This is a genomic window from Bacillus sp. PK6-025 (assembly GCF_056530265.1).
Genome location: NZ_CP096509.1, coordinates 3,635,836 through 3,661,309, shown reverse-complemented (window position 1 = coordinate 3,661,309; position 25,474 = coordinate 3,635,836). Strand labels below are relative to the sequence as shown.

The window sequence follows — 25,474 nt, the reverse complement described above, 5'->3', positions numbered from 1 at the left end:
GATAACAAAAAGATTAGCCTCATGCAGAGCTAATCTTTTTTTATTTAGCGATATGACAATTCCGGCATATCCCGATTTTCCGCATCATTCCACTTTTTTGGCCGGTTATAAAATAGCGGAACTTGTTATATTAAAATGGTATTTTTATCAGTTTTCCGGCTCTGTATCCCCATTTCTGCCGCTGGTTCAAGCCACTTGCATCTCATTTATGATTCTCGGAAACACCCCTGTAAGAAATAGCCTATTAAAATTTAAGGTAATGTTAAGGATAAGATTATTTCCCGATAATGTTCACTCACTATAATGGAGAATAGTGAAGGAGTGACTCGTATGCGGGCGGTATGTCTGAATGAATTTATCAGTCTTTTTAAAAGCATCAAGTCGATTATTGTCATTATTATTATGTTTTGGGTGAGCTATAAGACTGCAGGATTGATCGAACAGGCGCCTGCGGACTTCGTGCGCGAATTGGATTTAGGAAGCGATGCAAACGCAATCGGAACGGCCGTTATTGTTTTCGCTCTCGGTTTCCTGTTTATCGCTGGACTTTCTCATGACATGATCAACCGCGAAGTCCATGCCCGGACGGTCAGATTTCTTGTGACGAAAACGTCGCGGATCAAGATCATTCTGGGAAAGTTTTTTGGCGTCTGGCTGTTTTGGTTTTTCTGCATGCTCGTTTCGTACACCTTGGTGATGATCGCCTCAAAAGAGTTTTTATGGATGAGTTATGCAGACAGCATGGCGTTTCTTACAGCTGCAATCTCTTTGAACCTTTTATTTTCAATCGTGATTTCAAGGCCCGCCATGTCCATGTTTTTCGGAATCGTGTTTGCGCTCGTCTTTCCCGCGGTCAGCTTATGGACTGTTTATTCAGAGAACGGCATGATCACCTGGTTTAAATATTTAACACCGTACTATTACTCCGTGCTGGGCGGTTCTTTTGTTTTCATCAACTTTGTCTACGCGGCCATCGTTCTTTGCGGTGCGATCGTTTTGTTTAAAAGGAGAGATTTATAATGGATGTGGTGATCGAGGCAAAAGGGCTGATGAAAAGCTACGGGGCTAAAACCGTCGTCAATCATGTCGACCTCCAAGTCGAAAAAGGAGAGATTTACGGTTTCCTCGGCCGTAACGGTGCGGGGAAATCTACGTTCATGAATATGATCACAGGCATTATCGAGCCGACAGCCGGCAGTTTTCTGCTGTTAAATGATGCTTCGATTGAAAACGTCAAGCATCGCATCGGCGTTTTACCTGATTATTTGACCCTCTATGATTCAATGACAGCAGTCGGGCATTTGAAGTATTTTGCAAAGCTGAACGGACAAGCCGTATCGACTGAGCGGTGCGAAGAAGTCTTAGAGAGAGTTGGGTTCACTGAGCATGCTGAAAAAAAATCGGGCGCCTATTCATTCGGTATGAAAAAAAAGCTCGGCATCGCCCAGGCGATCATCCACGACCCCGAGCTCATCTTTTTGGATGAACCGACATCAGGTGTCGATGCCGAATCGGCCCTGCACATTCAAAAGCTGATTATGGATTTGCAAAAAGAAGGTAAGACGGTATTTATGACATCACACAACCTGCATGAGATAGAGAAAATCTGTACGCGAATCGCCATCATGAAAAACGGCCGCATTTTAATAGAAGGCACGCTCGATGAATTAAGGAGGCATTTCATGTCGAACATAAGCGTTCACATTCGCCATTCGACTATTCCCGATCAGCATTTCGGCCTGATCGACCGTTTTCTTGAGTCAGCTGGTGAAAACGTTCAATTCAATCACCACGAGATTTCGATCACCGTCAATTCAGAAGAAAAAATTCCCGCCATTGTCAGAGTATTAACGAACTGCAAAGTGGGAATCTACAGAATTCACGTCGATGAACCGTCGCTTGAAGACATCTTTTTGGACAGCTCTGAGGAACGCGTTGTTTCTTGACAGAAAGAATTTGATAGGAATGAACCCGGATCTGTTCGGGCATCATGCCTTTAGTCTTGCAGATGCGAATGGCGTCAATGGATAGATCTATTAAATGCCCGAACAAAAAAACGCCTTTGAATAAAGGCGTTTTCCATAAGGGGCGCTCGGTTTCTAGTATTTCCCCAAAATCGACATGTCGCCGGTCGTTTCTTCATCAATGACATTTCCGTCTTGGTCCATCTTGACGAAATACCTGCCTCCGTTTGTGACGTTTTTGTACTCGGTTTCCGAAGTGCCGTCATCGTTTTGTGTGAATTCAAATTGAACATCAGCGATAAGAGTGTTGCTGTTGAGGTCGACATAGTAGGAATGGAAGCTGACATGGCTCCAGTCGTCTTTTTCGGCGGGGATGTCTGATATGACGCCGACTTTTTCAGCGGGATCATTGACAATCACGCCGTAATCCTTCTGCAAATTGCCGGTTTCAATATCAGCGTCGTTTAAAATCTCTTTCATCTGGCTAAATTCAGCATCTGTAGGTGTTGTATATTTGTCTTCAGGAATGTTTTTCGCAAAGCTTACGGACGATGAACCAAAGACGAGCGTCAATACGGACAAGATCACCATAAACGAAAGTTTTTTCACGTTCTCTTCCTCCTTTAGCTGAAGTGATGATTCGGTTCACACTCTATCATCGTTAAAATATTTTGTAAAGTTTGAATAATATTTCAATTTAACTATTTTTTTCGGGGGAAATTCGCCGATTTTTATATTTCCCTCTTCTGGGGAATGCTCCATCATTATGAAAGTTGTGCATATCTTCCCTTGTATTTTCCAATGGGAAAGGCGATTTTCCTTGAAAAAAGAGAAAAATTTTAATTTTTATTTTTTGGCAGTGGATTTGATGTTGACAAAGTCAAGATCGGCACGTATATTATATGAATATATTTCAGGCAGAAGAAAACACAATGAACGGGAGCAGTAAAAGATCGGCATTGGCAAAGAGAGCTGCGGGTAGGTGCGACGCAGACCAATGAACCTTTGAACTCGCCCGGGAGTGGACTGGCTAAAGGACGGACATCAATTCCTGAGGACATTACGATTAACCTTCGTTAACAGGTTTGCACAGCATGGCTGTGCATCGCAAAGCTGGATTCTTGGCATAGAATCAAAAAGAGTGGTACCGCGGTAAGCTTCAAAGCTCATCGTCTCTTTATCTTCAAATCGAAGAGGGAGACGGTGAGCTTTTTTCATTTTACTAGAGGAAGTGAACATAGATGGAGAAAGACATGCAGAAGCTCGAGCGCACAATGACATCGCGGCATATTATGATGATGGCATTGGGCGGAGCCATTGGAGCAGGATTATTTAAAGGAAGCAGCAAAGCGATCGATTTGGCGGGGCCTTCGGTCATGATCGCCTACTTGATCGGCGGCGTGATTTTGCTGTTTATCATGCAGGGGCTTGCCGAGATGGCTGTCCGAAACAGTGAAGCCAGAACATTCAGGGATCTCGTTCAATCAATATTAGGGCCGTATGCCGCTTATTTTTTAGACTGGATATACTGGAAAATGTGGGTTCTCAATATTGCGGCAGAGGCTGTTGTCGCCGCGATATTTTTGCAGTACTGGCTGCCGGGGCTGCCGATCTGGGTGCTGGCGCTGTTCGTTTCACTCGTCATTACGAGCGTGAATTTGCTTTCTGTCAAAAGCTTTGCAGAGACGGAATACTGGCTTGCCCTTATTAAAATCACAGTGATTGTCGTCTTTATTATATCCGGATTTATCTTGTTATTTTTCTCTTTTGGACAACACTCAGCTGTTGGTTTTACTCATTTGACAGACCATGGCGGCTTCTTCCCGAATGGCGCCGGAGGGCTGATTACAGCCATGCTAGTTGTGATCTATTCCTACGGCGGAACCGAAATTATCGGGGTGACACTGGCGGAAACCAAAAACCCTGAGAAGGTCGTGCCTAAAGCTGTGCGTGGAACGTTGACGCGCATTATTGCTTTTTATCTTCTGCCGTTTTTCGTGATCGTCAGCTTGATTCCATGGAATCAAGTCAACGGTGTGTCGGAGAGTCCTTTTGTTATGGTCTTTAAGATGATCGGCATTCCCGGAGCCGATCATTTGATGAATGCGGTCATTTTACTGGCGGTCATTTCTTCGATGAACTCAGGGCTTTACGGCGCCTCCCGAATAATGTATACACAGGCATCAGACGGAAGAATGCCGAAAATCTTTTCGAGACTTTCCATGAGAAAAGTGCCGGTTTATTCGATTCTATTATGTACTTCTTTCTTATACTTGGGCGTATTGTTTTCACTGTTTGCCGGCAGCCAAACATTTGAATATTTGATGGGGTCTCTCGGCTATACCGTCCTTGTGATCTGGATGCTGATTGCCGCTGCCCATTTAAAATCGAGGAAACGGAATCAAACAGCGGGGAACGGCTACTATGTCAAATGGTTCCCTTATACGACTTGGCTGGCAATCATTTCACTGACAGCGATACTGATCGGTGTCATCCTGACCACATCGATTGTCATTACATTGGTGACGGCGGGAATCTATCTGCTCATTAGCGCTGCTTATTTCTTTAAAGGAAGGAACCAGACAGCCGGCCAAACGTCCGCTTCTTAAAAAAAAGCTTGCCTCCGCAGGGAGGCAAGCTTTTAACACATTAGTTCGATTTTTTTCGAACTAATTTCTTTTATTCACCTGAACGATTATGTTATCGTCTAATTACATGACCACTACACTTCAGGAAGAAGGAAAGACAATGTCAAAACAGCATTTCAAAAATACGAAGTATTCCGTATTAAATCTGTCTCCTATCGTACAAGGCGGAGATGCGGGACAATCTTTTAAACAATCTATGGATTTGGCGCAGCATGCCGAAAGATGGGGATACCACAGGTTCTGGCTGGCTGAACACCATAATATCGAAGGCGTTGCGAGCTCGGCTACCTCTGTTTTGATCGGTTATATCGCCGGGGGCACCAAGAAGATGCGCATCGGTTCGGGAGGGATTATGCTGCCGAACCATTCCCCGCTCGTTATCGCCGAACAGTTCGGAACGCTTGAATCCCTTTATCCAGGCAGAATCGATTTAGGACTGGGGCGCGCTCCGGGTACGGATCAATTAACCGCCCGCGCATTAAGAAGAAATATAAGCAGCGGGGAGGATTTTCCCGAGCAGCTTGAAGAACTCCGCCAGTATTTTAAGCCGTCCGGCAATGTAAGAAATCACGTGCGCGCCATACCGGGCGAAGGGCTTGATGTGCCGATTTGGCTTCTCGGTTCAAGCGGATTCAGCGCCCGGCTTGCCGGGGAACTCGGTTTGCCGTTTGCATTTGCGGCTCATTTTTCGCCGGCCAATACGCTGCCTGCCTTGGAACTGTACCGCAGCTCGTTTAAGCCGGGCGTCTTGGAGGAGCCTTATGCGATGGTCGGGGTGACCGTGATCGCAGCCGATACGGACGCGCAAGCGCAGCGCCTTGCAACATCGCACTATCAGAAGTTTTTGGATCTTGTCCGCGGCGCCCCGACTCAGCTTAAGCCGCCTGTAGATGATATGGATCAGATTTGGACGCCGCGTGAAAAAGCGATGGTGAATGAGCAGCTCAGCTCAACGATCATCGGCGGGCCGGACAGTGTGAAAGAAAAGCTTGAAGAATTCATCCGTACGACTCAGGCGGACGAGATCATGATCAATTCAGAAACGTTTGACCATGCTGATAGACTTCGCTCGTTTGAAATCATTGCTGATGTCTGGAAAAATGGATAAACGGCAACAAAGCAACGGAACGGAAAAACCGCCCGTTGCTTTTTTTTTGAGTACGTACTTTAGCAATATATTTATTTTTGAAAATAGACGAAGATGAGGGACGGTACCATACCGTACGCGAGCATCGACCACCATCCGGTATTACACCCCATTCAAACGTCCCAGAACGTTGGACAGCCAGATTCATTTTGAATATTTCCGGTCCGTAATACGCAATGGCATTCATAGTTTTTTTTCATTGAGGCACGTTTTCATGAAATATGTATAGTATAGAAATCAACAGGGACAATAATTAATACAGATGTGTGAACATTCGCGCGAATGTTGTCGATGAATTGATTCTTAACAGTTGAATAAACATTTTAACCCTGTTACAATAAGGAATGTAAGCAGGAGCAATTTTTTTTTGGCTGAGGTGGGACGTTTTCAGTCACTACGGGACATTATTTGTCCAGGACGAGATGAAAGGAACGTTTTGGCATGAATCAACTAATACAGGCTCAAAAAAAATTATTGCCGGATCTTCTCGATGTCATGCAGAAAAGGTACAAAATTTTGCAGTACATAAGGCTGACTGAACCGATCGGCAGAAGAAGCCTTGCCGCCAGTCTCGGCATCAGCGAGCGGATTTTAAGGGCGGAGGTTCAGTTTTTAAAAGAACAAAATCTACTAGAGATTAAAACAACCGGCATGATATTGACACTTGAAGGATCCAACCTGCTGAAAGTTCTCGAAGATACGATGAAGGATGTTTTAGGTTTAACCCATTTGGAAAATACATTAAAAGAGAGGTTGAACCTCGACGAAGTCATCATTGTATCGGGAGACAGCGACCAGTCCCCATGGGTCAAAAAAGAGATGGGGAGAGCGGCCGTCGCATGCATGAAAAACAGGTTTACGGGGGAAAATATCGTCGCCGTAACCGGAGGTACGACGCTTGAGGCCGTGGCAGAAATGATGTCGCCTGACTCGAAAAACCGCAAGCTGCTTTTTGTTCCGGCAAGAGGCGGGCTCGGCGAAAACGTCAGGAATCAGGCCAATACGATTTGCGCCCATATGGCTGAAAAAGCTTCCGGTACATACAGACTGTTATTTGTGCCGGGTGAGCTGAGCAAAGAAGCATATTCTTCTATCATTGAAGAGCCTTCTATTAAAGAAGTGCTTCAGACAATTCAATCGTCCAGTATGGTGATCCATGGAATCGGGGATGCTAAAACAATGGCAGAGCGAAGAAATACACCGAAGGAAGATTTGAAGAAAATAGAAGAAAATGAGGCGGTTGCAGAAGCGTTCGGCTATTATTTCGACCGCCACGGAGAAGTCATTCACAAAGTGCACAGCGTTGGAATCCAGCTCGAAGATCTTGATTCAATCCCGAACATCATTGCGGTGGCGGGAGGCTCGTCAAAAGCGGACGCGATAGAGGCGTACTTCAAAAAGCCGCGCAACACGGTTTTGATCACTGATGAAGGAGCCGCGAAACAGTTATTAAGGGAAGCTTCTTCCCTCAATATAAATTAAATATCTCTTATTTACTTAAAGGAGGAAATCATCATGGCAGTAAAAGTCGGTATTAATGGTTTTGGTCGTATTGGACGCAATGTATTCCGCGCAGCATTAAATAATCCTGAAGTTGAGGTTGTAGCAGTTAACGATTTGACAGACGCTAACATGCTTGCTCACCTATTACAATATGATTCAGTACACGGAAAATTGGACGCAGAGGTTTCTGTTGACGGAAACAACCTAGTTGTTAACGGTCAAACAATCCAAGTTACAGCAGAGCGCGATCCTTCTAAACTTAGCTGGGGCAAACAAGGCGTTGAAATCGTAGTTGAATCTACTGGTTTCTTCACAAAACGCGCAGACGCGGCGAAACATTTGGAAGCCGGCGCGAAAAAAGTTATCATCTCAGCTCCTGCGAGTGAAGAAGATATTACAATCGTTATGGGTGTTAACGAAGATAAATACGATGCGGCTAACCACGATGTGATCTCTAACGCATCTTGCACAACAAACTGCCTTGCGCCGTTTGCAAAAGTTCTGAACGACAAATTCGGCATCAAACGCGGTATGATGACAACTGTTCACTCTTACACAAACGATCAGCAAATCCTGGATCTTCCGCACAAAGACTACCGTCGTGCGCGTGCGGCAGCTGAAAGCATCATTCCTACAACAACTGGTGCAGCGAAAGCCGTTTCTCTTGTACTTCCTGAATTGAAAGGAAAACTGAACGGCGGAGCAATGCGTGTTCCAACACCAAACGTATCACTTGTTGACCTGGTTGCTGAACTTGACAAAGAAGTAACAGCAGAAGAAGTAAACGCAGCGTTTAAAGAAGCAGCAGAAGGCGAACTTCAAGGCGTTCTTGGCTACAGCGAAGAGCCGCTTGTTTCTAAAGACTACAACGGCAATGCAAACTCTTCTACAATCGATGCTCTTTCTACAATGGTTATGGAAGGCAGCATGGTTAAAGTTATTTCTTGGTATGACAACGAAAGCGGATATTCTCACCGTGTAGTTGACCTTGCCGCTTACATCGCAAAACAAGGTCTTTAATCCGGAAACCAGAATCAGACTTGGTTCTTGATGAGAGAAGCGCTATAATGAAAGCGGACAAGGGAAGGGGACACACACTCCCTTTCCCTTTTTCCATATCGGCGCCAATTAAGCCGCCCGGGGATTTCCGTTTTCAGGCTTGTAAAACATTAAAAGGAGGATCTCCTAAAAGCCATGAACAAAAAATCAGTAAAAGACATTGATGTAAAAGGCCGTGTTGTTTTCTGCCGTGTTGACTTTAACGTTCCGATGAAGGACGGAAAAGTGACGGATGATACGAGAATCCGCGCCGCACTTCCGACGATTCAATACTTAACAGAGCAGGGAGCGAAAGTTCTTCTTGCAAGCCACTTGGGCCGTCCGAAAGGCCAGGTTTCAGAAGAGCTTCGCTTAACGCCGGTAGCCGCACGCCTCGGCGAACTGATCGGCAAAGAAGTGAAAAAAGCGGATGAAGCTTACGGCGACGCCGTAAAAGCGCAAATTTCCGAAATGAAAGACGGAGATATTCTCGTATTGGAAAATGTCCGCTTCTATCCGGGAGAAGAAAAGAATGATCCTGAGCTGTCTAAAGCGTTTGCCGACCTGGCTGACGTTTATGTCAATGACGCATTCGGAGCGGCTCACCGTGCCCATGCTTCAACAGCAGGTATCGCTGAACACCTTCCGGCTGTTGCAGGCTTCCTCATGGAAAAAGAGCTTGAAGTGCTGGGCAAAGCACTGTCTAACCCTGAACGTCCGTTTACAGCGATCATCGGCGGCGCAAAAGTAAAAGACAAAATCGGCGTGATCGAAAGTCTTCTTGAGAAAGTAGACAACCTGATCATCGGCGGCGGTCTTGCTTACACGTTCGTTAAAGCGCTGGGCCATGAAGTAGGAAAATCCCTGCTTGAAGAAGATAAAATTGAATTGGCTAAATCTTTCATGGACCGCGCCAAAGAAAAAGGCGTGAACTTCTACATGCCTACAGACGTGCTTGTTGCTGACGATTTCTCAAACGACGCCAACACGAAAGTCGTGCCGGTCAGCGAAATCCCTAGCGACTGGGAAGCCCTTGACATCGGGGAGGAAACAAGAAAAACATATGCTGACGTCATTAAAAACAGCAAGCTTGTTGTTTGGAACGGACCGATGGGTGTATTCGAACTCGATGCGTTCGCTAAAGGAACAAAAGCTGTCGCTGAAGCTTTAGCAGAGGCAAAAGATACATACTCTGTCATCGGCGGCGGAGACTCTGCAGCTGCTGTAGAAAAGTTCGGCCTTGCTGACAAAATGAGCCACATTTCAACAGGCGGCGGAGCTTCCCTTGAGTTTATGGAAGGAAAAGAACTTCCTGGCGTCAAAGCATTGAACGACAAGTAAGCAAAATATACAGCATAAGGAGTGGAGCATATGAGAAAACCAATTATAGCCGGTAACTGGAAGATGAATAAAGTGCTTTCAGAAGCTGTCAGCTTCGTTGAAGAAGTGAAATCTTCCATTCCCGCAGCAGATAAAGCAGAAGCTGTTGTCTGTGCGCCTGCACTGTTCCTTGAAAAGCTTGCATCAGCTGTTAAAGGTACAGATCTGAAAGTCGGCGCGCAAAACATGCACTTTGAAGAAAGCGGTGCTTTCACGGGTGAAATCAGCCCTGCGGCTTTGAAAGACCTCGGAGTTGAATACTGCGTCATCGGCCACTCCGAGCGCCGCGAAATGTTTGCTGAAACGGATGAAACGGTCAACAAAAAAGCGCATGCTGCATTCAAATATGGCATCGTGCCGATCATCTGCGTAGGTGAAACGCTTGAAGAGCGCGAAGCAAACAAAACAAACGAGCTTGTTGCAGACCAAGTGAAAAAAGCACTTGCAGGTTTAACAACTGAACAGGTAGCTGCTTCCGTGATCGCTTATGAGCCGATCTGGGCGATTGGAACCGGCAAATCTTCAACTGCACAAGATGCAAACGAAGTATGCGCGCACATCCGCAAAACCGTTGCATCAGAATTCGGACAAGCTGCAGCAGACAGCGTCCGCATTCAGTACGGTGGAAGCGTAAAACCTGCGAACATTAAAGAATATATGGCCGAATCCGATATCGACGGCGCTCTTGTCGGCGGAGCAAGCCTTGAGCCGCAGTCTTTCGTGCAATTACTGGAGGCAGGTCAATATGAGTAATAAATTGGCCGCACTCATCATTTTGGATGGGTTTGGACTAAGGGACGAAACAGTCGGAAACGCCGTAGCCCAAGCGAAGAAACCGAACTTTGACCGCTATTGGAACAAGTATCCGCATCAGACGCTGACAGCTTCAGGCGAAGCGGTCGGACTTCCCGAAGGACAAATGGGAAACTCTGAAGTCGGCCACTTGAACATTGGCGCCGGACGGATCGTCTATCAAAGCCTGACGCGCGTCAACGTCGCAATCCGTGAAGGCGAATTTGAGCGGAACGAAACGTTTTTAGACGCGATGAAACACGTCAAAGAAAAAGGCACAAACCTCCACTTGTTCGGACTGCTGTCTGACGGCGGAGTACACAGCCACATTCAACATTTGTACGCACTCTTGAAGCTTGCGAAAAAAGAAGGCGTTGAAAACGTCTATATTCACGGCTTCCTTGACGGCCGCGATGTAGGCCCGCAAACAGCTGAGAAGTACATCAAAGAGCTTCAGGAGCAAATCGAAGAAATCGGCGTCGGCGAGATCGCAACATTGTCAGGCCGCTATTATTCAATGGACCGAGACAAGCGCTGGGACCGCGTCGAAAAAGCGTACCGAGCCATGGCATACGGAGAAGGACCGAAATATGAAAATCCGCTCGATGTCGTGAAAGATTCTTATGAAAACGGAATTTACGATGAATTCGTCATTCCTTCCGTCATCACGAAAGAAAACGGCGAGCCTGTTGCGACAATCAAGGACAACGATGCGGTCATTTTCTACAACTTCAGACCTGACCGGGCGATCCAGATTTCCAACACGTTCACCAATGATGACTTCCGCGATTTCGACCGCGGAGACAAGCATCCGAAAAACCTTCATTTCGTCTGCTTGACACATTTCAGTGAAACGGTTGACGGGTACGTGGCATTCAAACCGGTCAATCTCGACAACACAGTCGGCGAAGTTTTATCCCAAAACGGGCTGAAGCAGCTTCGCATCGCTGAAACTGAAAAATATCCGCATGTTACGTTCTTTATGAGCGGCGGACGCGAAGAGAAATTCCCGGGCGAAGAGCGAATCTTAATCGACTCGCCTAAAGTTGCAACATACGACTTGAAACCTGAAATGAGCGCATATGAAGTAAAAGATGCGCTTGTCAAAGAAATTGAGGCTGAAAACCATAACGCGATCATCCTCAACTTTGCCAACCCTGACATGGTCGGACATTCAGGAAAAGTCGAGCCGACGGTCAAAGCAATCGAAGCGGTTGACGAGTGCCTCGGCGAAGTCGTTGATGCGATTCTTGCAAAAGGCGGCCACGCGATTATTACGGCCGACCACGGTAACGCAGACGTGCTGATTACCGAAGAAGGCAAGCCGCACACCGCACATACGACAAATCCGGTTCCTGTCATCGTCACAAAAGAAGGCGTGACATTAAGAGAAGGCGGAATCCTCGGGGATCTGGCGCCAACTCTTTTAGACTTGCTGGGTGTTGAAAAACCGAAAGAAATGACAGGATCGTCATTAATTCAAAAATAAGCTTTAAAGGAGAGAAACAAACATGCCATACATTGTTGATGTTTATGCACGTGAAGTATTAGACTCCCGCGGTAACCCGACGGTTGAAGTTGAAGTATACACTGAATCAGGAGCTTTTGGACGCGCGCTTGTTCCAAGCGGAGCTTCCACTGGTGAATACGAAGCTGTTGAGCTTCGCGACGGCGACAAAGACCGCTACCTTGGAAAAGGCGTTTTAACAGCCGTTAACAACGTAAACGAAATCATCGCACCTGAGCTTATCGGCTTTGATGTGACAGAGCAAGTATCAATCGACAAATTGCTGATCGAACTTGACGGAACTGAAAATAAAGGCAAGCTCGGCGCCAACGCCATCCTTGGCGTATCAATGGCCGTTGCCCGCGCAGCTGCGGATTTCTTACAGATTCCTCTATACCAATACCTTGGAGGATTCAACTCTAAAACGCTCCCAGTACCGATGATGAACATCGTAAACGGCGGAGAGCATGCGGACAACAACGTTGACATTCAAGAATTCATGATCATGCCTGTCGGTGCGGAAAACTTCCGCGAAGCACTTCGCATGGGAGCACAAATTTTCCACAGCTTGAAATCAGTTCTTTCTGCTAAAGGAATGAACACTGCTGTAGGTGATGAAGGCGGATTCGCTCCAAACCTTGGTTCTAACGAAGAAGCGCTTCAAACAATCGTTGAAGCGATTGAAAAAGCCGGCTTCAAACCTGGCGAAGAAGTGAAATTGGCTATGGATGCTGCATCTTCTGAGTTCTACAACAAAGAAGACGGCAAATACCATCTGTCCGGCGAAGGCGTTGTGAAAACATCTGCTGAAATGGTTGACTGGTACGAAGAAATGGTTTCTAAATACCCAATCATCTCTATCGAAGACGGACTTGACGAAAACGACTGGGAAGGCCACAAACTTCTGACTGAGCGTCTTGGCTCAAAAGTTCAGCTTGTCGGTGATGACCTTTTCGTTACAAACACGAAAAAACTTGCTGAAGGCATCAAAAACGGCGTCGGCAACTCTATCCTGATCAAAGTAAACCAAATCGGTACATTGACTGAAACATTCGATGCGATCGAAATGGCGAAACGCGCAGGCTACACTGCTGTTATCTCTCACCGTTCTGGTGAAACTGAAGACAGCACAATCGCTGACATCGCTGTGGCAACAAACGCAGGACAAATCAAAACAGGTGCTCCGTCCCGTACGGACCGTGTTGCGAAATACAACCAGCTTCTTCGTATCGAAGATCAGTTGGCTGAAACTGCTCAATACCATGGTATTCAATCTTTCTACAACTTGAATAAGTAAGCATAAAAAAAAGCTTGGCTGCTGATGCGGCCAAGCTTTTTTAAATGTGAAAGCTGAATCTTAAAAAACGAATTAATGTTTTTGATCAGCTAATAATACAAAATATGTATTCCTTATATATTCTATTTAGTAAGTGGCTTAGACAAGGAAACGATAGCGTGGTAAGAGTTTAAATTAAAAAATTGAAACAGGGGGAAAGAACATTTAATCAAGTGGCAAATCCTTATTCAATTCGTAGCATAGATCGATGAAATAAATAAATGCTGAAAACATAAATAATATGGAAATCATTTTCCCTTGCCAACCACTCCAGTCTCTTTTTTCCCCGGTCGGTTGATTGGTCTGTACTTTATCTATAAAGAAATGCCTTGTTTATAAAACTTGATTCCCCCCCTTAATATCCCCTTACACACTAATATAATAAATGCCTTTGCCAATTCATTATTTATATACCTATCAATTCCAGCTTTATGGTAAACTTTATTATAAGAAAATTACTTATATTAAATTATTGAGGTGTACCTATTGAACATTATTACTTTTGAACATCACTTAGGCCATAAGGCTATAAATCAAAATACCTTGCAGCAGCTATCGGGATCGCTAGAGGAAACACCTTTTGAGATTAAAAAAGGTTGTGCTTCAAATTTGCGAAAAACGATTGAGAGACTTATTCAATTGCAAGGCTGGTCTGGAAAAGTGAAAATTGATAGATCAAAAGAATTAACAATTACTTCAATGAAAAATAATACAGGGTTGTGTATCCAAACTGGAAATGTAGGACGCTTTTATGCTGACATTTTGAAACTGCAAACCCTTTATTTAAATGGAAAAATTGAAGCAGGAATTTATATTCTTCCAACAAAAAATTCTGCTAATATCATGGGAGATAACCTTGCCAATTTTGAGAGATTTATAGAAGAACTAGATTTATATAAAAAGATTATTACAGTACCGTTGTTTGTCATTGGTATTGAAAATTAAAGGGGGATGAAATTATGGTATTAGGTTGGCCATATCCAGTAAGAAGAGAATTAATTGATCGCTTAGTCAGAAATATAGCAGTAGATCAACATAAGCACCCAATTAACTTTCAAAATGAGAGAAAGTTCTTCCCGATACACACAGTTGAAATCGGTATGCCGAAATATAGGTTGCAAAACGGAAGAACTACAGATGCCCAAGAAGGTTTGCCGGAAGATTTTTTTGAAAAAGACGTTGAGTTAGAAGAAGCGCATAAAAAACAACATGAAATTTTAAAGAACCAACTTAAAGTAGGTGGAGTTGACCTTCTTGCATATTTTAAAGAACGGAACCAAGAAGAGCCACTTATTCTAGATAATAATGGTTTTGTTGTAAACGGAAATAGAAGGTTATGTACAATGCGAGAATTACATCAAAAAGATGTAGAAGACGGGAAAGCAAATCCAAGGTTTTCTCACATTGAAGTTATAATTCTTCCCCCTTGCTCTGAAGATGACATTCTCACTCTTGAAGGGAAGCTTCAAATTGTAGAAGATATTAAAGCTGATTATGTTTGGACAGCGGAAGCTTGTATGTACAGGTCTTTAAGGGATAAAAAACATTACACAACTGAACGGATAGCTTTTCTATATGATAAAAAGAAAGAAGATATAGAAGAGTTAATCTTACTGTTGACATATGTAGATCAGTATCTTGAATCACGTAACATCCCTAAGAAATATCAAAAAATTGTAAAAGAAAAGTTTGCATTTGAAGCAATAGTTAAAGGAAGAAAAAAAATAGGTGAAGATGTTGATAAGAAAGACATCTTCCAAACCGTTGCTTTCTCAGTAATTGAGCAACCTTTACCCGGTATAGGAAGATTACATAGTTTCATTCCAAAAATTGCTGATAACATTGACCAGATCATCGAACGTGCTAAGGAAGAATTTCCTACCGATTACATTGTAAGCCAGGAAGAAGAGGATTTTGCAGATGGTCTATTAGGCGGGAATGAAATACAAGAAGATTTAACTAATCTGGTTAGAATCTTAGATAAGATAGAGAATAGGGAAGATATAGTTAATATAGTAAAAGATGTAATTGAAGCTGAAGAAGATCGTCAGCAAAGATATACAGTTATACAAAAAATACAACGTGCTAATTCTCTACTACAAGATGCTGTAAATATCTTTGATAATGATACAGAAGTAGATGGTATATATTCTCAGTTGGAATCCATTGAATGTCACATTGCTGACCTGAAAGGAAAGCTGTTAAATGTTACACATTAAATATATAGACTACAAACATGCTGCTCAAATCACTTCTAATGATGAGCAGCATATCGGCTGGCACGAAATATGTAGAACCTGTAAAGAATTAGGACAAGACGTATCTTTAGTTAAAAATAACGAATTAATCATGCCTTGGTGGTCCTTTTTGTCACTCAGACCAACAATTAGACGGCTTCTTAAAAAACACAAAGTTAGGCTAATTGCCGATAAAGAAGCGACTAGACTATTAAAGTTATCTTTAAATAGGGAAGGGTCATATAATCGTGCTAAAGAAGGACAAAAAGAATACACAGAAGATGACGTTAAGCGAATACTTGCTAAACGTAGATTCCAGAGAACGTTAACACCACATCAACTTCGTAATGTTACGAAGTTAGCATCACTTCCATCTGGAGCAACTTTCTCGGTACCAGGTGCTGGAAAGACAACAGAAGCTTTAGCCTTATATTGTCTAAAAAAATCTAAGGACACAAAGTTATTAATTGTTTCTCCGAAAAATGCTTTCGCAGCTTGGGAAGAGACATTGAGTATTTGTTTGCCCGAAAGCCCTGGAGTTATAAGATTGACAGGTGGCGCTAGAAAAATTGGAGAGTTATTGCAGACTAATCCAGATATTATGGTGATTAACTATCAGATGCTTCCAAATGTTCTGACGGAAGTAGCCTCTTATTTAAGTATAGCTCCTTTCTTTATGTTCTTGGATGAAAGCCACCGAATTAAACGTGGAATAAATGGCGTCCATGGGCGAGCCGTACTCAGCCTATCGCATTTGCCAGAACAAAAGTTAATAATGTCGGGAACTCCACTACCAAATGGAACAGAGGATCTTGTTTCACAGTTTAACTTCCTGTACCCTGAAGTAAGAGTTGATAAAAGTACAGTTGTTAATCAAATAAGTCCGATTTATGTTCGAACGACAAAAGAGGAGCTAGATTTGCCTAAACCAAAATATCATGAAACTTTTGTTCCTATGAGTCCTGCTCAAAAGCGTCTATATGATTTAATGAGGGATGAAGAGCTTAGACAAATTGAATTACACAAAGCTCGAGATAGGAATAAGTTAAGGGCGATGGGAAAAAGTGTTCAAAAACTGCTACAAGTTGCTTCAAATCCTTCTTTGCTAGTGAGTAGTGATATTAGACATCATGAATTATTAAAAGATGTATTCTTAGAAGGGGATAGCCCTAAAATCAGTTATATATGTTCTCGGGCACGACAACTTGCTAAACAAGGAAGAAAGGTTATTATATGGTCTACTTTTGTTCAAAGTATTGAACAAGTAGCAAGTCGTTTGAGAGATTTAGGCGCAGATTACATTCACGGAGGAGTTGATTCTGGAAGTGAAGATGAGGACGATACAAGAGAAGCAAAAATAAAAAGGTTTCACGAAGATGAAAATTGTTTTGTGCTTGTAGCAAATCCAGCAGCAGCTGGTGAAGGAATAAGCTTACATACTGTTTGTCATGATGCTATTTATTTAGACAGGAGCTACAATGCAGCTCACTTTTTACAATCTGTAGACAGAATTCATAGATTGGGATTAAGCGATGATATAGAAACAAATGTTGAATTGGTAATATCTCCTGATAGTGTAGATCAATCGGTTAAACGCAGGCTTGCAGAGAAAATCAATAGGATGTCGGAAGTTTTAAATGACCCTTCACTAATGGTTGAAGCTGAATATGCTGATGAAGAGATTGAAAGTGCATTAAATGACCAAGATATTCAGGACTTCACGAATCATCTTAGAGGTGAAGCGTAGTGGCATTTTCGGTAGGTATCCTGTATTCAGTCCAAGAATTTCTGAAATTTGTAAAAAAGACGCCGATAAAGACATCAGATTTTATTTCGTTGTTTAACAGATTTGAAGCTACATCTTCTTCATCAGTATTGGAGATTGCTGAAAATTGCAACTGGATTAAAATAGACATAGACAGTAATGTAAAAGTCACGAGCAAAGGTGATGAAGTTGTTTCAGAGAATAACATGAGGGACGCTTTAAGAATCCAGTTAAAACACCTTATCGGAGATATTAAACCTTCTTGGTCTTACCTTATTGATCGAGGAAGAAAGGAAGCTTTTCAATACTTTCCTCTAGATGTGCAGCAATGCTTTAAAGAAGCAGAGCTCATCAATTCGTATGAAGCTGATGTAGTAAAATGGTGGGATAAGTTTGCTTCTGTTACAAGAGGTAAACAACAAGATACCCAGCTAGAAACAGGCCGTGAAGGCGAGAGGCTTTCCTTAGAATTTGAAAGAAACAGAACAGGTAAGGAGCCAATATGGCAATCAATTGATTCGAATTTAGCCGGTTATGACATTTTATCCGTAATAGATGAAAATAATGACACACCTCTAAGAATAGAGGTAAAAACATCTACTGTTAGATCAAACGAATTTACCTTTTACATTTCTAGAAATGAATGGAGCATTGCGGAAGCTTCTCCAAACTACATTTTTCACTTTTGGGTGCTAGGGATAGAACCAGACTTATATATTTTAGATAAAAATGATATAAAACCTAGTATACCTTTAAACCAGGGGAATGGTATTTGGGAAAATGCCAAAGTACAGATTGATATAGATACACTGGTAAGTAAAAACAAAAAGGTGGAGTAATTCACTATGAGAGGAGTTATCTTTATTAATAACTCCTCTTCACATACTTCTCTTTTGGAATTTCATTATAGTCATCCAACTTAATTTGTAGATTGCTGAAAATTGGGGGTATATTCTTATCTGTATGGCTAAGATTTAAGATACTATCTTCAATAATACTTTTAGCCTCTTCAACCGTAACATGTCCGAAAACATTATTTACAGAACCTTTGCTATAGAGGTTTAGGGTATTATTTAAGGAACTTAACAGGTTTATAGCTTCTTCTGGGCTAATGAATCTTACATCAGTTATAAGCCCATACTTTGAGAATGGAGCTTTGCTAATGATGTTTTCCAAGAAGTATTCCATTTCCTCTTTAATTTCAGTATTAGTAACTAAATAATAAGTAGCTTTTCCAATCTTATGCTTAACCTCTTTTTCCTCAGGAGTCATCTCTTCTTCAATGGCCAAAGCTGCTTTTATAGATAGTGAACTTCCTTCTTTAGTAAGTGATTTGATTAATGCTTTAGGAAACTTCAATACTCTTAATTTGTATATTGCTTCTTGAAGAAGGTTTTTAAGCTTATCTTGTTTCTGATAATAGTAATTAATTTCATCAATTTTGTCGCTAATAAGAGGCTTGGTAACCTGCTCAAAAATTTGTTTATAATCAGGGTTTGTATCTAAGCCAAGATACTTTCTGTTTAAGTTCAGCGCAGTAGCAAGTAGTATTCCTGTTCCTGCATATGGATCAAAAACAACATCCCCTTCATCTGAGGATAATTTAATAATTCTTGCCATCATCTCAGGTGGGAAAGGGCAAGCATGTTTGAATTTCTTATCACCAAAATCTTTTTTGGTACCCCAACTTCCTTGAGTTGGAATGAAAAATTCCCAAATGTTGTCTGGTGCTTTTCCTTGAGGGCTATAACGTTCTGGATAATCAACCCACCATTCTTTTAATTCATCTACAGTTTTAATTCTTTCGATATAGTATTTATATTTATTGGTTTTAGTAAACATATGAATGTATTCAAAGGTATTTCTCATTTGCCCTTTGCGAGACCAAGGTAAAGTCTTGCCTTTATTCCATATAATTACGTCTTTATGAATCCATCCGATTTTTTCTAAACGAGTAGCGATGTCATCGGGTAACCTTACTATTTTTCCATTACGTTTCAAAGTATCGCTGTTTATATAAAGTGTTGCTGTATCTTTAGATAGTTTGAAAATATGCTCAAATGTTCGTTCAATGTCATTCAGATAATCATCGTAAGATTGTTTAAAGCCAGTTTGCTCTACTTCCCCATATTGTTTCATATCCCAATAAGGCGGAGAAGTAACAATTAAGTCAATAAACGGCTCAACATTATCGGGTATATAATTAAAGAATTCAGTCGAATTACAAGTCAAGTATTTATTAAATTCTCTTAAATTGAGGAGTTGATTGTTAATATTTATCATGTTATCCTTCCTAACTGATTAATCTGTGCTTTTCATTATAACAATGCAGAGGAAAAAGATCCATCTTTTTTATTTGGATCTAATCATTTTACCCGGAGGGAATACTTGGGGAGAAAAGATTCATCAGCCGATCCTGAAAAAGGCCGGCGAAGCTTTAAAGCTTGGCGCGATGGTTGCCGCAATTTGCGGTGCAACTGCGGGACTGACGAATAGCGGATATCTGAATTCAAGAAAGCATACAAGCAATGACTTGGCATATATGAAAATGGTCTGTCCTCATTATAAAGGAGAACCATTTTATGAGATGGGACCCGCGGTATCTGATGGGAATCTGGTTACTGCATCAGGAGCGGCTCCTCTCGAATTCGCAAAGGAAGTACTGAAAAAATTAGACGTGTTTGCACCGGATACATTGGATTCATGGTATCAACTCAATAAGACCCACCAACCTGAATACTTCTTCAAGTTAATGAATTCAATCAATAAATAGCTCAAAGACCAAGAGTTTAGTCGATGTCGAAGGATGGTTTTTTCGGCGGAAAAGCTGGATTTCATGAGTGAAAAAAGTTTTTTATTCTTTATTTAATGTTCTGCTTGATATGGTATAATCTACCTCGTATAAAAAGCTTTGCTCACTCAAGGGAAGTCTTGCTCATCCCCTTCTGAAAGGGGGTGATAAAGATGACAGCATATGAAACAATCTCTTTAATGATTGCTTTTGGCATGCTGATTGCCGTGTTGTCTAAGAATAAAGAAAAATAGACCGTCCCTTGAGCCTGGAAAGTGATAGGGAGTGGTCTATTTTAGATCAATCTGAGCAAGTCCCTTTGAAGGGCCGGCTTTTTGTACAAGCCGAAGTGTTGGAGCACTTCGGTCTTTTTAGTATATGCAACATGCTTCCTGAGATTACATCTATATCATAAATAATTTTCTTTAATTTGTAAATGGCGATAGCAAATTGTTGTTTTAAAAAGAATCAATCGCCGGATTATGAATCGGCAAGTGATTTTCTATCCACAGAGCACCATATTCCTAGCGCCGTTTACAAACACTAAGTTCATCTTGGGCTCCTTCAGCCTAAGAAAAAACCACCCGTTATCACAGATTTTTCACAGGCTTCAGAAACCAGGCGGGAAGAAAACCGCTGATGCCAATGATCAAAAAACCAATGATCGACAACAGCACAATTGCGATGGGAGAGAGCGCTTGCTGAAGGCTGTAAGCTGTACAGGAAAACAGCACACCCAATCCTAAAGCGACGAGGAAGACTTTTTGATTCGTAAAAAACAACGTTTCAGATCTTTTGAATTTGATATAAATTAATGGAAGACCTGTATAGCCTCCTATGAAAAGTGTGAATAGCATCGCTAAAATAAACTGAGGTATTGCTGAAACATTGACTCCGAACATTTCTCCAAATGAAACTGACCAGCTGCTTAACATCACAAATCCTAAAAGATAGAAAATCGATAAGGTCAAATTTTTCATTTAAATCCCTCCAATTGAAAATATACACTATAATTATCAGAAGTAAAAGCGGATTATTTATCTTAGTATTTGAACTTTAAACGATTAATAACTAAAGTTAAAAAAACTATTGTTTTATTGAGAAAATAATAGTTGAATGGAGTTTAATGGGATTAAATGTTGCCAGAATATTTTTTTATAATGTCAACTTTATAATTAACTTATACATTTAAGGAGCTGTTTATTTTGAAACAATATAAAGGGGATGGCGCGGTATTTCTAGTAATCGGTTTTTGTTTAGGTCTTTTCCTTGGAGTCGTTTTTAATATTTTATCGTATGGTCTTTCCATAGGAATAATGCTTGGATCGTTAATTGATCTTTCTTTTTATATTAGATACAAAAAGTTAAATAATAAATAAGTCTAATGTGATCTTTTTATTAAATATCTTCTATGCCGCGTAACAGGCTTCTGACTTTTTAGTTGTCAGGATCAGAATACTATTAAGTATTCTATCTGGTTATTTTTTTGACAAGACATAAAAAGTTAACTAAATATAATTACATTCAGTGGATTAAAATGGATAATCCCACCTCTGAAACAGCGCAAGGCGGTCTTTAGCACAATCCAAAGCAGATTTATAGGAATTTCATATTGACTTTGGGTTGTTTCATTATATAATCTAATTGATAATGAAAATCATTTGAGAAAAGGGGATACAGCATATCATGAAACGTTTTAAATGGTTTGCGCTGTTCGCTGCGCTTTTCCTTATATTAGCCGCCTGTGGAAATCAAGAGAAAGAACAAGCTGCGGAGAAGAACGACAGCAAAGATTCCTATACTGTAAAGCACGCAATGGGAACAGCGACAATTGACGGCACTCCGAAAAAAGTCGTTGTGCTGACGAATGAAGCGACAGAAGCAGTGCTCGCCCTGGGTGTTAAACCTATCGGCGCCGTTCAATCCTGGCTGGGAGATCCATGGTATGATCATATTAAAGATAAAATGAAAGGCGTAGAGAACGTCGGAACGGAAGCTGCGCCGAATATTGAAAAAATCGCGAGCCTGAACCCTGACCTCATCATCGGCAACAAAATCCGCCAAGAAGAAGTATACGACAAGCTGAAAGCCATCGCGCCGACCGTATTTGCCGAGACATTGTCAGGGGAATGGAAAGACAACTTTAAGCTGACAGCCGAGGCGCTCAATAAAAAAGCAGAAGGCGAAAAAGTCATCGCTGACTTTGACAAGCGTGTTGAAGACATTCATGAAAAGCTCGGCGATAAAGTGAAGCAAAAAGTCTCTCTCGTCCGCTTTACAGATGCCGATACCCGCATCTATCACAAGGGATCGTTTGCCGGAACGGTTTTGGATCAGCTCGGTTTTGCAAGGCCTAAAGGCCAGGAAGCCAACGATCTCGGACAAATGGAAGTGACAAAGGAGCAAATTCCTGATATGGATGGAGACGTGCTTTTTTATTACACGTATGAGACAGGCGATGACAAAGCAAGCGCCATTGAGAAAGACTATATCAACGATCCGCTCTTTAAAAATTTAAGCGTCTCCAAAAAAGGAAACGTCCATAAAGTGAGCGATGCCGTCTGGAATACAGCCGGGGGCGTCCTTGCAGCGAATCTGATGCTTGATGATATCGAAAAATACTTTTTAAAATAATGAAAAAAAAGTCAAACGGATCAGCGCATTCGTTTGGCTTTTTTTGATGCTGCCTTAAGATTAACTCCCTTCTTACGATAAATATAGTATAAAATGACTAACGAGGTTTAAGTTTGATAGGAGGAAAGTCATGAATTTTTGCAAGGAATGTGGAAGGGAACGAACAAAAAATGCGCTGTATTGCAAGCATTGCGGCGCGCGGGCGGACGAGGAACGAGCTTCCGATCCGGCGGCGGGGTATCAGCGTGCGATGACACGAAAAAGAATCATCATCATGGCAGCAATCGCGGCCTGCTTGATTTTATTGTTTGCCGGCTATAAAACCGGTGAAGCACTCACTTCAAAGGAAAAACTGATTTCCGATTTTGAAGCTGCCCTCGATCAGAAAGATGCCAAGAAAGCAGCAAAACTGCTTCAATCATCAGACGTGGATCTGGCTGTCACGGAGAAAAACGTCAAGCCGCTCCTCGATTATTTGAAAGAACATCCGGATGAAGAAAAAGAGCTGATCTCATCCTTAAAGAGCGGTGCCGGCCATCCATTGATGACGATCGAAAAAAAGGGCAGACGTTTTTGGATCTATGACAACTATGTCTTGAACACGGCGCCTGTCTATTTAACGGTTAAGACAAACTATAAAGATACCGGCCTGTTTGTTAACGGTGAGAAGGTCATCACAACAGAAAAAGAAAACTTCGAGAAAAAAATCGGCCCGTTTGTTCCCGGTATTTACGAGGTGAAGGCAAAGCTGAAAAGCGGAATCGCCGACCTTGAAAAAGCGGAAAAGGTCACTGCCCTCCAAGGTGATGTGAAGGTTAATGCGGATCTTGACGGGCACATGGCAAAGCTCGTCTTTGGAGAAGGCTATGAAAACTTGAAAGGAACGCTCTGGATCAATGATCAGGAGATGAAGATCAACCCGTTCAAAGGAACTGAATTCGGACCCGTGCTGGCTGACGGTTCAATGACTGCTGCGGTTGAGGCGCAATTTCCGTGGGGGAAGCTGAAAAGCGAAAAAACGCCGATTGAAAGCGGGGAAATCGAAGTCAATCTTGCTTCAGACAAGGAATTTATGGATGAGATGATGACCACGGTCGTCAGTCATACAAAAGAAGCAGCAAAGGCCTTTGCAAGCGGCGATGTCAGCGGCATGACACTGGCCGCGACGTCTTATCAAACTAGCCTGAAAGAGGTCACGGACGGGCTGAAAAGCAGCAGCACCTACTATAAAGGCACCTACTTATCTACCGTATTTGATCTTGATTCGTTTCGGCTGTACAAAGAAGACGGGCAATGGAAAACAGAGGTCAAGGTGATTGAAAAGCATAAATCGGCTTATTATGACGACTACAGTGCCCCTGAACTGGAAGAAAACGATAACGGCTATACGTACACACTGGTCTATTCAGAAAGCAAGAAAAAGTGGTTCGTCGAAAAAAGCGATCCTGAAGCCGTTATCAATATCGAACATCAAAAAGAAATCAAAAATGACAATCCGAAGGAATACACATCGGCATGGGCTTCGGCAAAAGGAGCTGTGAACAATGCATCAGCAGATGAAGAGCTCACTGATCAAAAGGTTGCTTCCGCCATTGAAACGTATTTATACGGTCTTCAAGGCGCCATCAACACAAACAATTTCGGCCTTGTCCGCGATAGCTTGAAAGAAGGAAGTCCGCTGTACAACGATCAAAAGAAACTTGTCACTAAACTGTACAACAGCGGGACGCAGGAAGAAGTTGCAGATTTCAGCGTAAACAGCTGGAAGCAAAACGGGCGGGAGGCAACGATTAAGACAACGGAGAAAATCAATATCATTAAAGGCGGAAAAAAACAGTTAAAAACGTATCATTGGACATATCATGCCTCCATCGAGAACGGACAATTGCTCTTGACGTCAATAGAATAAAAAAAAGCCTTTTTCCTTTGAGGAAAAAGGCTTTTTACTTCACTAAAACAGCCGCCCTAATATAGAGCCTCCGATCCTTCCGAAATATTCAAGAAACAAATCTCCCATGATCCGCACAGACATAAATGTCAGCAAATAGACGATCAGCGTCGCGTAAATCGTATCAACAGCGCCTGCCGCTTTTTCGTGGTAGCTCAAGATGACAGCCGGCGGAATTAAAAAGGCGATACCGCAAAGGGCAAAGAAAAGAATGTATACAAACAAACCCGTTTGCATGAATGATAAGAGCAATGCGGCGAGCAGAAGTGCGACGAAAGGAACAAGCACCGTTCCAAACCGTCCGAGCACTTCCTTAAATGTCGCTTGCACACCTCGAATGCGCACACCTGCGTATGTAAAAACAAATAATAAGAAAATATAAATAGCAAAGGTAAAAGCGGGCTTGACGACGATATCAAAAAATGTCGGCATTGCGTAGGATCGGCCGAACAATCCGGAATAGTCCCCGAGAGAGTCAAAAAAGCCTTTGAGGCCGAAGTAAAACATCAGCGGCACTGTAAGCGCAAAGATCACCATTGTGATGATGCTGTTGAGGACGTGCTGTTCCCCCGCGTTTTTCATTTCGGTATACGGTCGTTTCAATACCTTTAAACAAAAGGAAAAATACATGGAAGACGCTTGTTTCGCCGCCTCCGTGTACCTCGCTGCCTGCGGCGTTTCAGCGGGAGCCTTGCTGTCAGCACTGCCGCCTGCCAAGCTTGCCCCGCACTGCTCACAAAATTTTCCGCCATCTGTTTGATGGCCGCACTTTGAACATGTCATA

General features: G+C 42.3%; 22 protein-coding genes, 2 pseudogenes and 1 other annotated feature. Of the genes and pseudogenes, 19 read left to right on the top strand and 5 right to left on the bottom strand.

Features of this window, described 5'->3' with window-relative positions; translation table 11 throughout:
• The first annotated feature begins 330 nt into the window (after positions 1–330).
• Both M1D67_RS18810 and M1D67_RS18805 read left to right on the top strand, forming a co-directional pair.
• Positions 331–1,020, top strand: a complete 690-nt coding sequence (locus tag M1D67_RS18810) for an ABC transporter permease subunit (RefSeq protein ID WP_020453011.1) — start codon at positions 331–333, stop codon at positions 1,018–1,020.
• A complete protein-coding gene (locus tag M1D67_RS18805) occupies positions 1,020–1,946 on the top strand; it encodes an ABC transporter ATP-binding protein (protein ID WP_023856326.1) in 927 nt (308 codons plus the stop codon). The genes M1D67_RS18810 and M1D67_RS18805 overlap by 1 nt, the downstream gene beginning before the upstream one ends.
• 153 nt (positions 1,947–2,099) lie before the next feature.
• On the opposite strand, the gene M1D67_RS18800 is transcribed toward M1D67_RS18805, so the two are convergent.
• Positions 2,100–2,573 carry a hypothetical protein gene (locus M1D67_RS18800; RefSeq protein ID WP_479831446.1) on the bottom strand — a complete coding sequence of 158 codons (474 nt, stop codon included), beginning with the start codon at positions 2,571–2,573 and terminating at the stop codon, positions 2,100–2,102.
• Positions 2,574–2,887: 314 nt separating this feature from the next.
• Positions 2,888–3,144 (top strand) — a binding site (T-box leader).
• Between the two features lie 61 nt (positions 3,145–3,205).
• Here M1D67_RS18800 and M1D67_RS18795 point away from each other — a divergent pair.
• A complete protein-coding gene (locus tag M1D67_RS18795) occupies positions 3,206–4,573 on the top strand; it encodes an amino acid permease (RefSeq protein WP_023856323.1) in 1,368 nt (455 codons plus the stop codon).
• Between the two features lie 139 nt (positions 4,574–4,712).
• Positions 4,713–5,720 (top strand): LLM class flavin-dependent oxidoreductase, encoded by a 1,008-nt coding sequence (locus M1D67_RS18790; RefSeq protein WP_020453007.1) that lies wholly within the window; start codon positions 4,713–4,715, stop codon positions 5,718–5,720.
• Positions 5,721–5,809: 89 nt separating this feature from the next.
• On the opposite strand, the pseudogene M1D67_RS18785 reads toward M1D67_RS18790, so the two are convergent.
• Positions 5,810–5,907: pseudogene (locus M1D67_RS18785) on the bottom strand (hypothetical protein); the annotation flags it as partial.
• Between the two features lie 293 nt (positions 5,908–6,200).
• On the opposite strand from M1D67_RS18785, the gene M1D67_RS18780 reads away from it, so the two are divergent.
• The 10 genes from M1D67_RS18780 to M1D67_RS18735 all read left to right on the top strand — a co-directional run bounded on the left by M1D67_RS18780 (position 6,201) and on the right by M1D67_RS18735 (position 18,156).
• Positions 6,201–7,241 carry a sugar-binding transcriptional regulator gene (locus M1D67_RS18780; RefSeq protein ID WP_105979735.1) on the top strand — a complete coding sequence of 347 codons (1,041 nt, stop codon included), beginning with the start codon at positions 6,201–6,203 and terminating at the stop codon, positions 7,239–7,241.
• A 33-nt stretch (positions 7,242–7,274) separates the two neighbouring features.
• On the top strand, positions 7,275–8,282 hold the full coding sequence (gene gap / locus M1D67_RS18775) for a type I glyceraldehyde-3-phosphate dehydrogenase (RefSeq protein ID WP_020453005.1): 1,008 nt from the start codon (positions 7,275–7,277) through the stop codon (positions 8,280–8,282).
• Between the two features lie 174 nt (positions 8,283–8,456).
• Positions 8,457–9,641 carry a phosphoglycerate kinase gene (locus M1D67_RS18770; protein ID WP_020453004.1) on the top strand — a complete coding sequence of 395 codons (1,185 nt, stop codon included), beginning with the start codon at positions 8,457–8,459 and terminating at the stop codon, positions 9,639–9,641.
• A 30-nt stretch (positions 9,642–9,671) separates the two neighbouring features.
• Complete coding sequence (gene tpiA / locus M1D67_RS18765; protein WP_020453003.1) at positions 9,672–10,433, top strand: triose-phosphate isomerase; 762 nt, start codon at positions 9,672–9,674, stop codon at positions 10,431–10,433.
• Positions 10,426–11,961, top strand: coding sequence for a 2,3-bisphosphoglycerate-independent phosphoglycerate mutase (gene gpmI, locus M1D67_RS18760; RefSeq protein ID WP_020453002.1), 1,536 nt, complete (start codon positions 10,426–10,428; stop codon positions 11,959–11,961). The genes tpiA and gpmI overlap by 8 nt, the downstream gene beginning before the upstream one ends.
• 22 nt (positions 11,962–11,983) lie before the next feature.
• Positions 11,984–13,276 carry a phosphopyruvate hydratase gene (eno, locus tag M1D67_RS18755; RefSeq protein ID WP_020453001.1) on the top strand — a complete coding sequence of 431 codons (1,293 nt, stop codon included), beginning with the start codon at positions 11,984–11,986 and terminating at the stop codon, positions 13,274–13,276.
• Between the two features lie 525 nt (positions 13,277–13,801).
• Entirely contained in the window at positions 13,802–14,260 is a 459-nt protein-coding gene (locus M1D67_RS18750; RefSeq protein WP_479831445.1) for a BglII/BstYI family type II restriction endonuclease, read from the top strand.
• Between the two features lie 14 nt (positions 14,261–14,274).
• Positions 14,275–15,534, top strand: coding sequence for a hypothetical protein (locus M1D67_RS18745; RefSeq protein WP_479831444.1), 1,260 nt, complete (start codon positions 14,275–14,277; stop codon positions 15,532–15,534).
• The gene (locus tag M1D67_RS18740) at positions 15,521–17,299 is read left to right on the top strand and encodes a DEAD/DEAH box helicase (protein ID WP_328066882.1); all 1,779 of its coding nucleotides are present in this window, start codon (positions 15,521–15,523) and stop codon (positions 17,297–17,299) included. The genes M1D67_RS18745 and M1D67_RS18740 overlap by 14 nt, the downstream gene beginning before the upstream one ends.
• Positions 17,299–18,156 carry a protein NO VEIN domain-containing protein gene (locus M1D67_RS18735; RefSeq protein ID WP_328066881.1) on the top strand — a complete coding sequence of 286 codons (858 nt, stop codon included), beginning with the start codon at positions 17,299–17,301 and terminating at the stop codon, positions 18,154–18,156. Before M1D67_RS18740 ends, M1D67_RS18735 begins: the two co-directional genes overlap by 1 nt.
• A 25-nt stretch (positions 18,157–18,181) precedes the next feature.
• Here M1D67_RS18735 and M1D67_RS18730 read toward each other — a convergent pair whose 3' ends face one another.
• Positions 18,182–19,600, bottom strand: a complete 1,419-nt coding sequence (locus tag M1D67_RS18730; protein ID WP_479831443.1) for a DNA-methyltransferase — start codon at positions 19,598–19,600, stop codon at positions 18,182–18,184.
• Between the two features lie 76 nt (positions 19,601–19,676).
• On the opposite strand from M1D67_RS18730, the pseudogene M1D67_RS18725 reads away from it, so the two are divergent.
• Both M1D67_RS18725 and M1D67_RS18720 read left to right on the top strand, forming a co-directional pair.
• A pseudogene (locus tag M1D67_RS18725) lies at positions 19,677–20,090 on the top strand (DJ-1/PfpI family protein); the annotation flags it as partial.
• Positions 20,091–20,281: 191 nt separating this feature from the next.
• Positions 20,282–20,362 carry a putative holin-like toxin gene (locus M1D67_RS18720; protein ID WP_256860326.1) on the top strand — a complete coding sequence of 27 codons (81 nt, stop codon included), beginning with the start codon at positions 20,282–20,284 and terminating at the stop codon, positions 20,360–20,362.
• 336 nt (positions 20,363–20,698) lie between these two features.
• Here M1D67_RS18720 and M1D67_RS18715 read toward each other — a convergent pair whose 3' ends face one another.
• Positions 20,699–21,088: a hypothetical protein gene (locus M1D67_RS18715; RefSeq protein WP_328066879.1), complete on the bottom strand. Its 390-nt coding sequence runs from the start codon at positions 21,086–21,088 to the stop codon at positions 20,699–20,701.
• A 225-nt stretch (positions 21,089–21,313) separates the two neighbouring features.
• Here M1D67_RS18715 and M1D67_RS18710 point away from each other — a divergent pair, with 225 nt between their 5' ends.
• The 3 genes from M1D67_RS18710 to M1D67_RS18700 all read left to right on the top strand — a co-directional run bounded on the left by M1D67_RS18710 (position 21,314) and on the right by M1D67_RS18700 (position 24,651).
• Positions 21,314–21,487 carry a glycine zipper domain-containing protein gene (locus M1D67_RS18710; RefSeq protein WP_158039095.1) on the top strand — a complete coding sequence of 58 codons (174 nt, stop codon included), beginning with the start codon at positions 21,314–21,316 and terminating at the stop codon, positions 21,485–21,487.
• A 307-nt stretch (positions 21,488–21,794) separates the two neighbouring features.
• Positions 21,795–22,742 carry an ABC transporter substrate-binding protein gene (locus M1D67_RS18705; RefSeq protein ID WP_145623849.1) on the top strand — a complete coding sequence of 316 codons (948 nt, stop codon included), beginning with the start codon at positions 21,795–21,797 and terminating at the stop codon, positions 22,740–22,742.
• Between the two features lie 130 nt (positions 22,743–22,872).
• Complete coding sequence (locus M1D67_RS18700) at positions 22,873–24,651, top strand: zinc ribbon domain-containing protein (RefSeq protein WP_479831442.1); 1,779 nt, start codon at positions 22,873–22,875, stop codon at positions 24,649–24,651.
• A gap of 42 nt (positions 24,652–24,693) precedes the next feature.
• Here the strand turns inward: M1D67_RS18700 and M1D67_RS18695 are convergent, their stop codons facing one another.
• Positions 24,694–25,473: a zinc ribbon domain-containing protein gene (locus M1D67_RS18695; protein WP_026580124.1), complete on the bottom strand. Its 780-nt coding sequence runs from the start codon at positions 25,471–25,473 to the stop codon at positions 24,694–24,696.
• Position 25,474 lies beyond the last annotated feature (1 nt).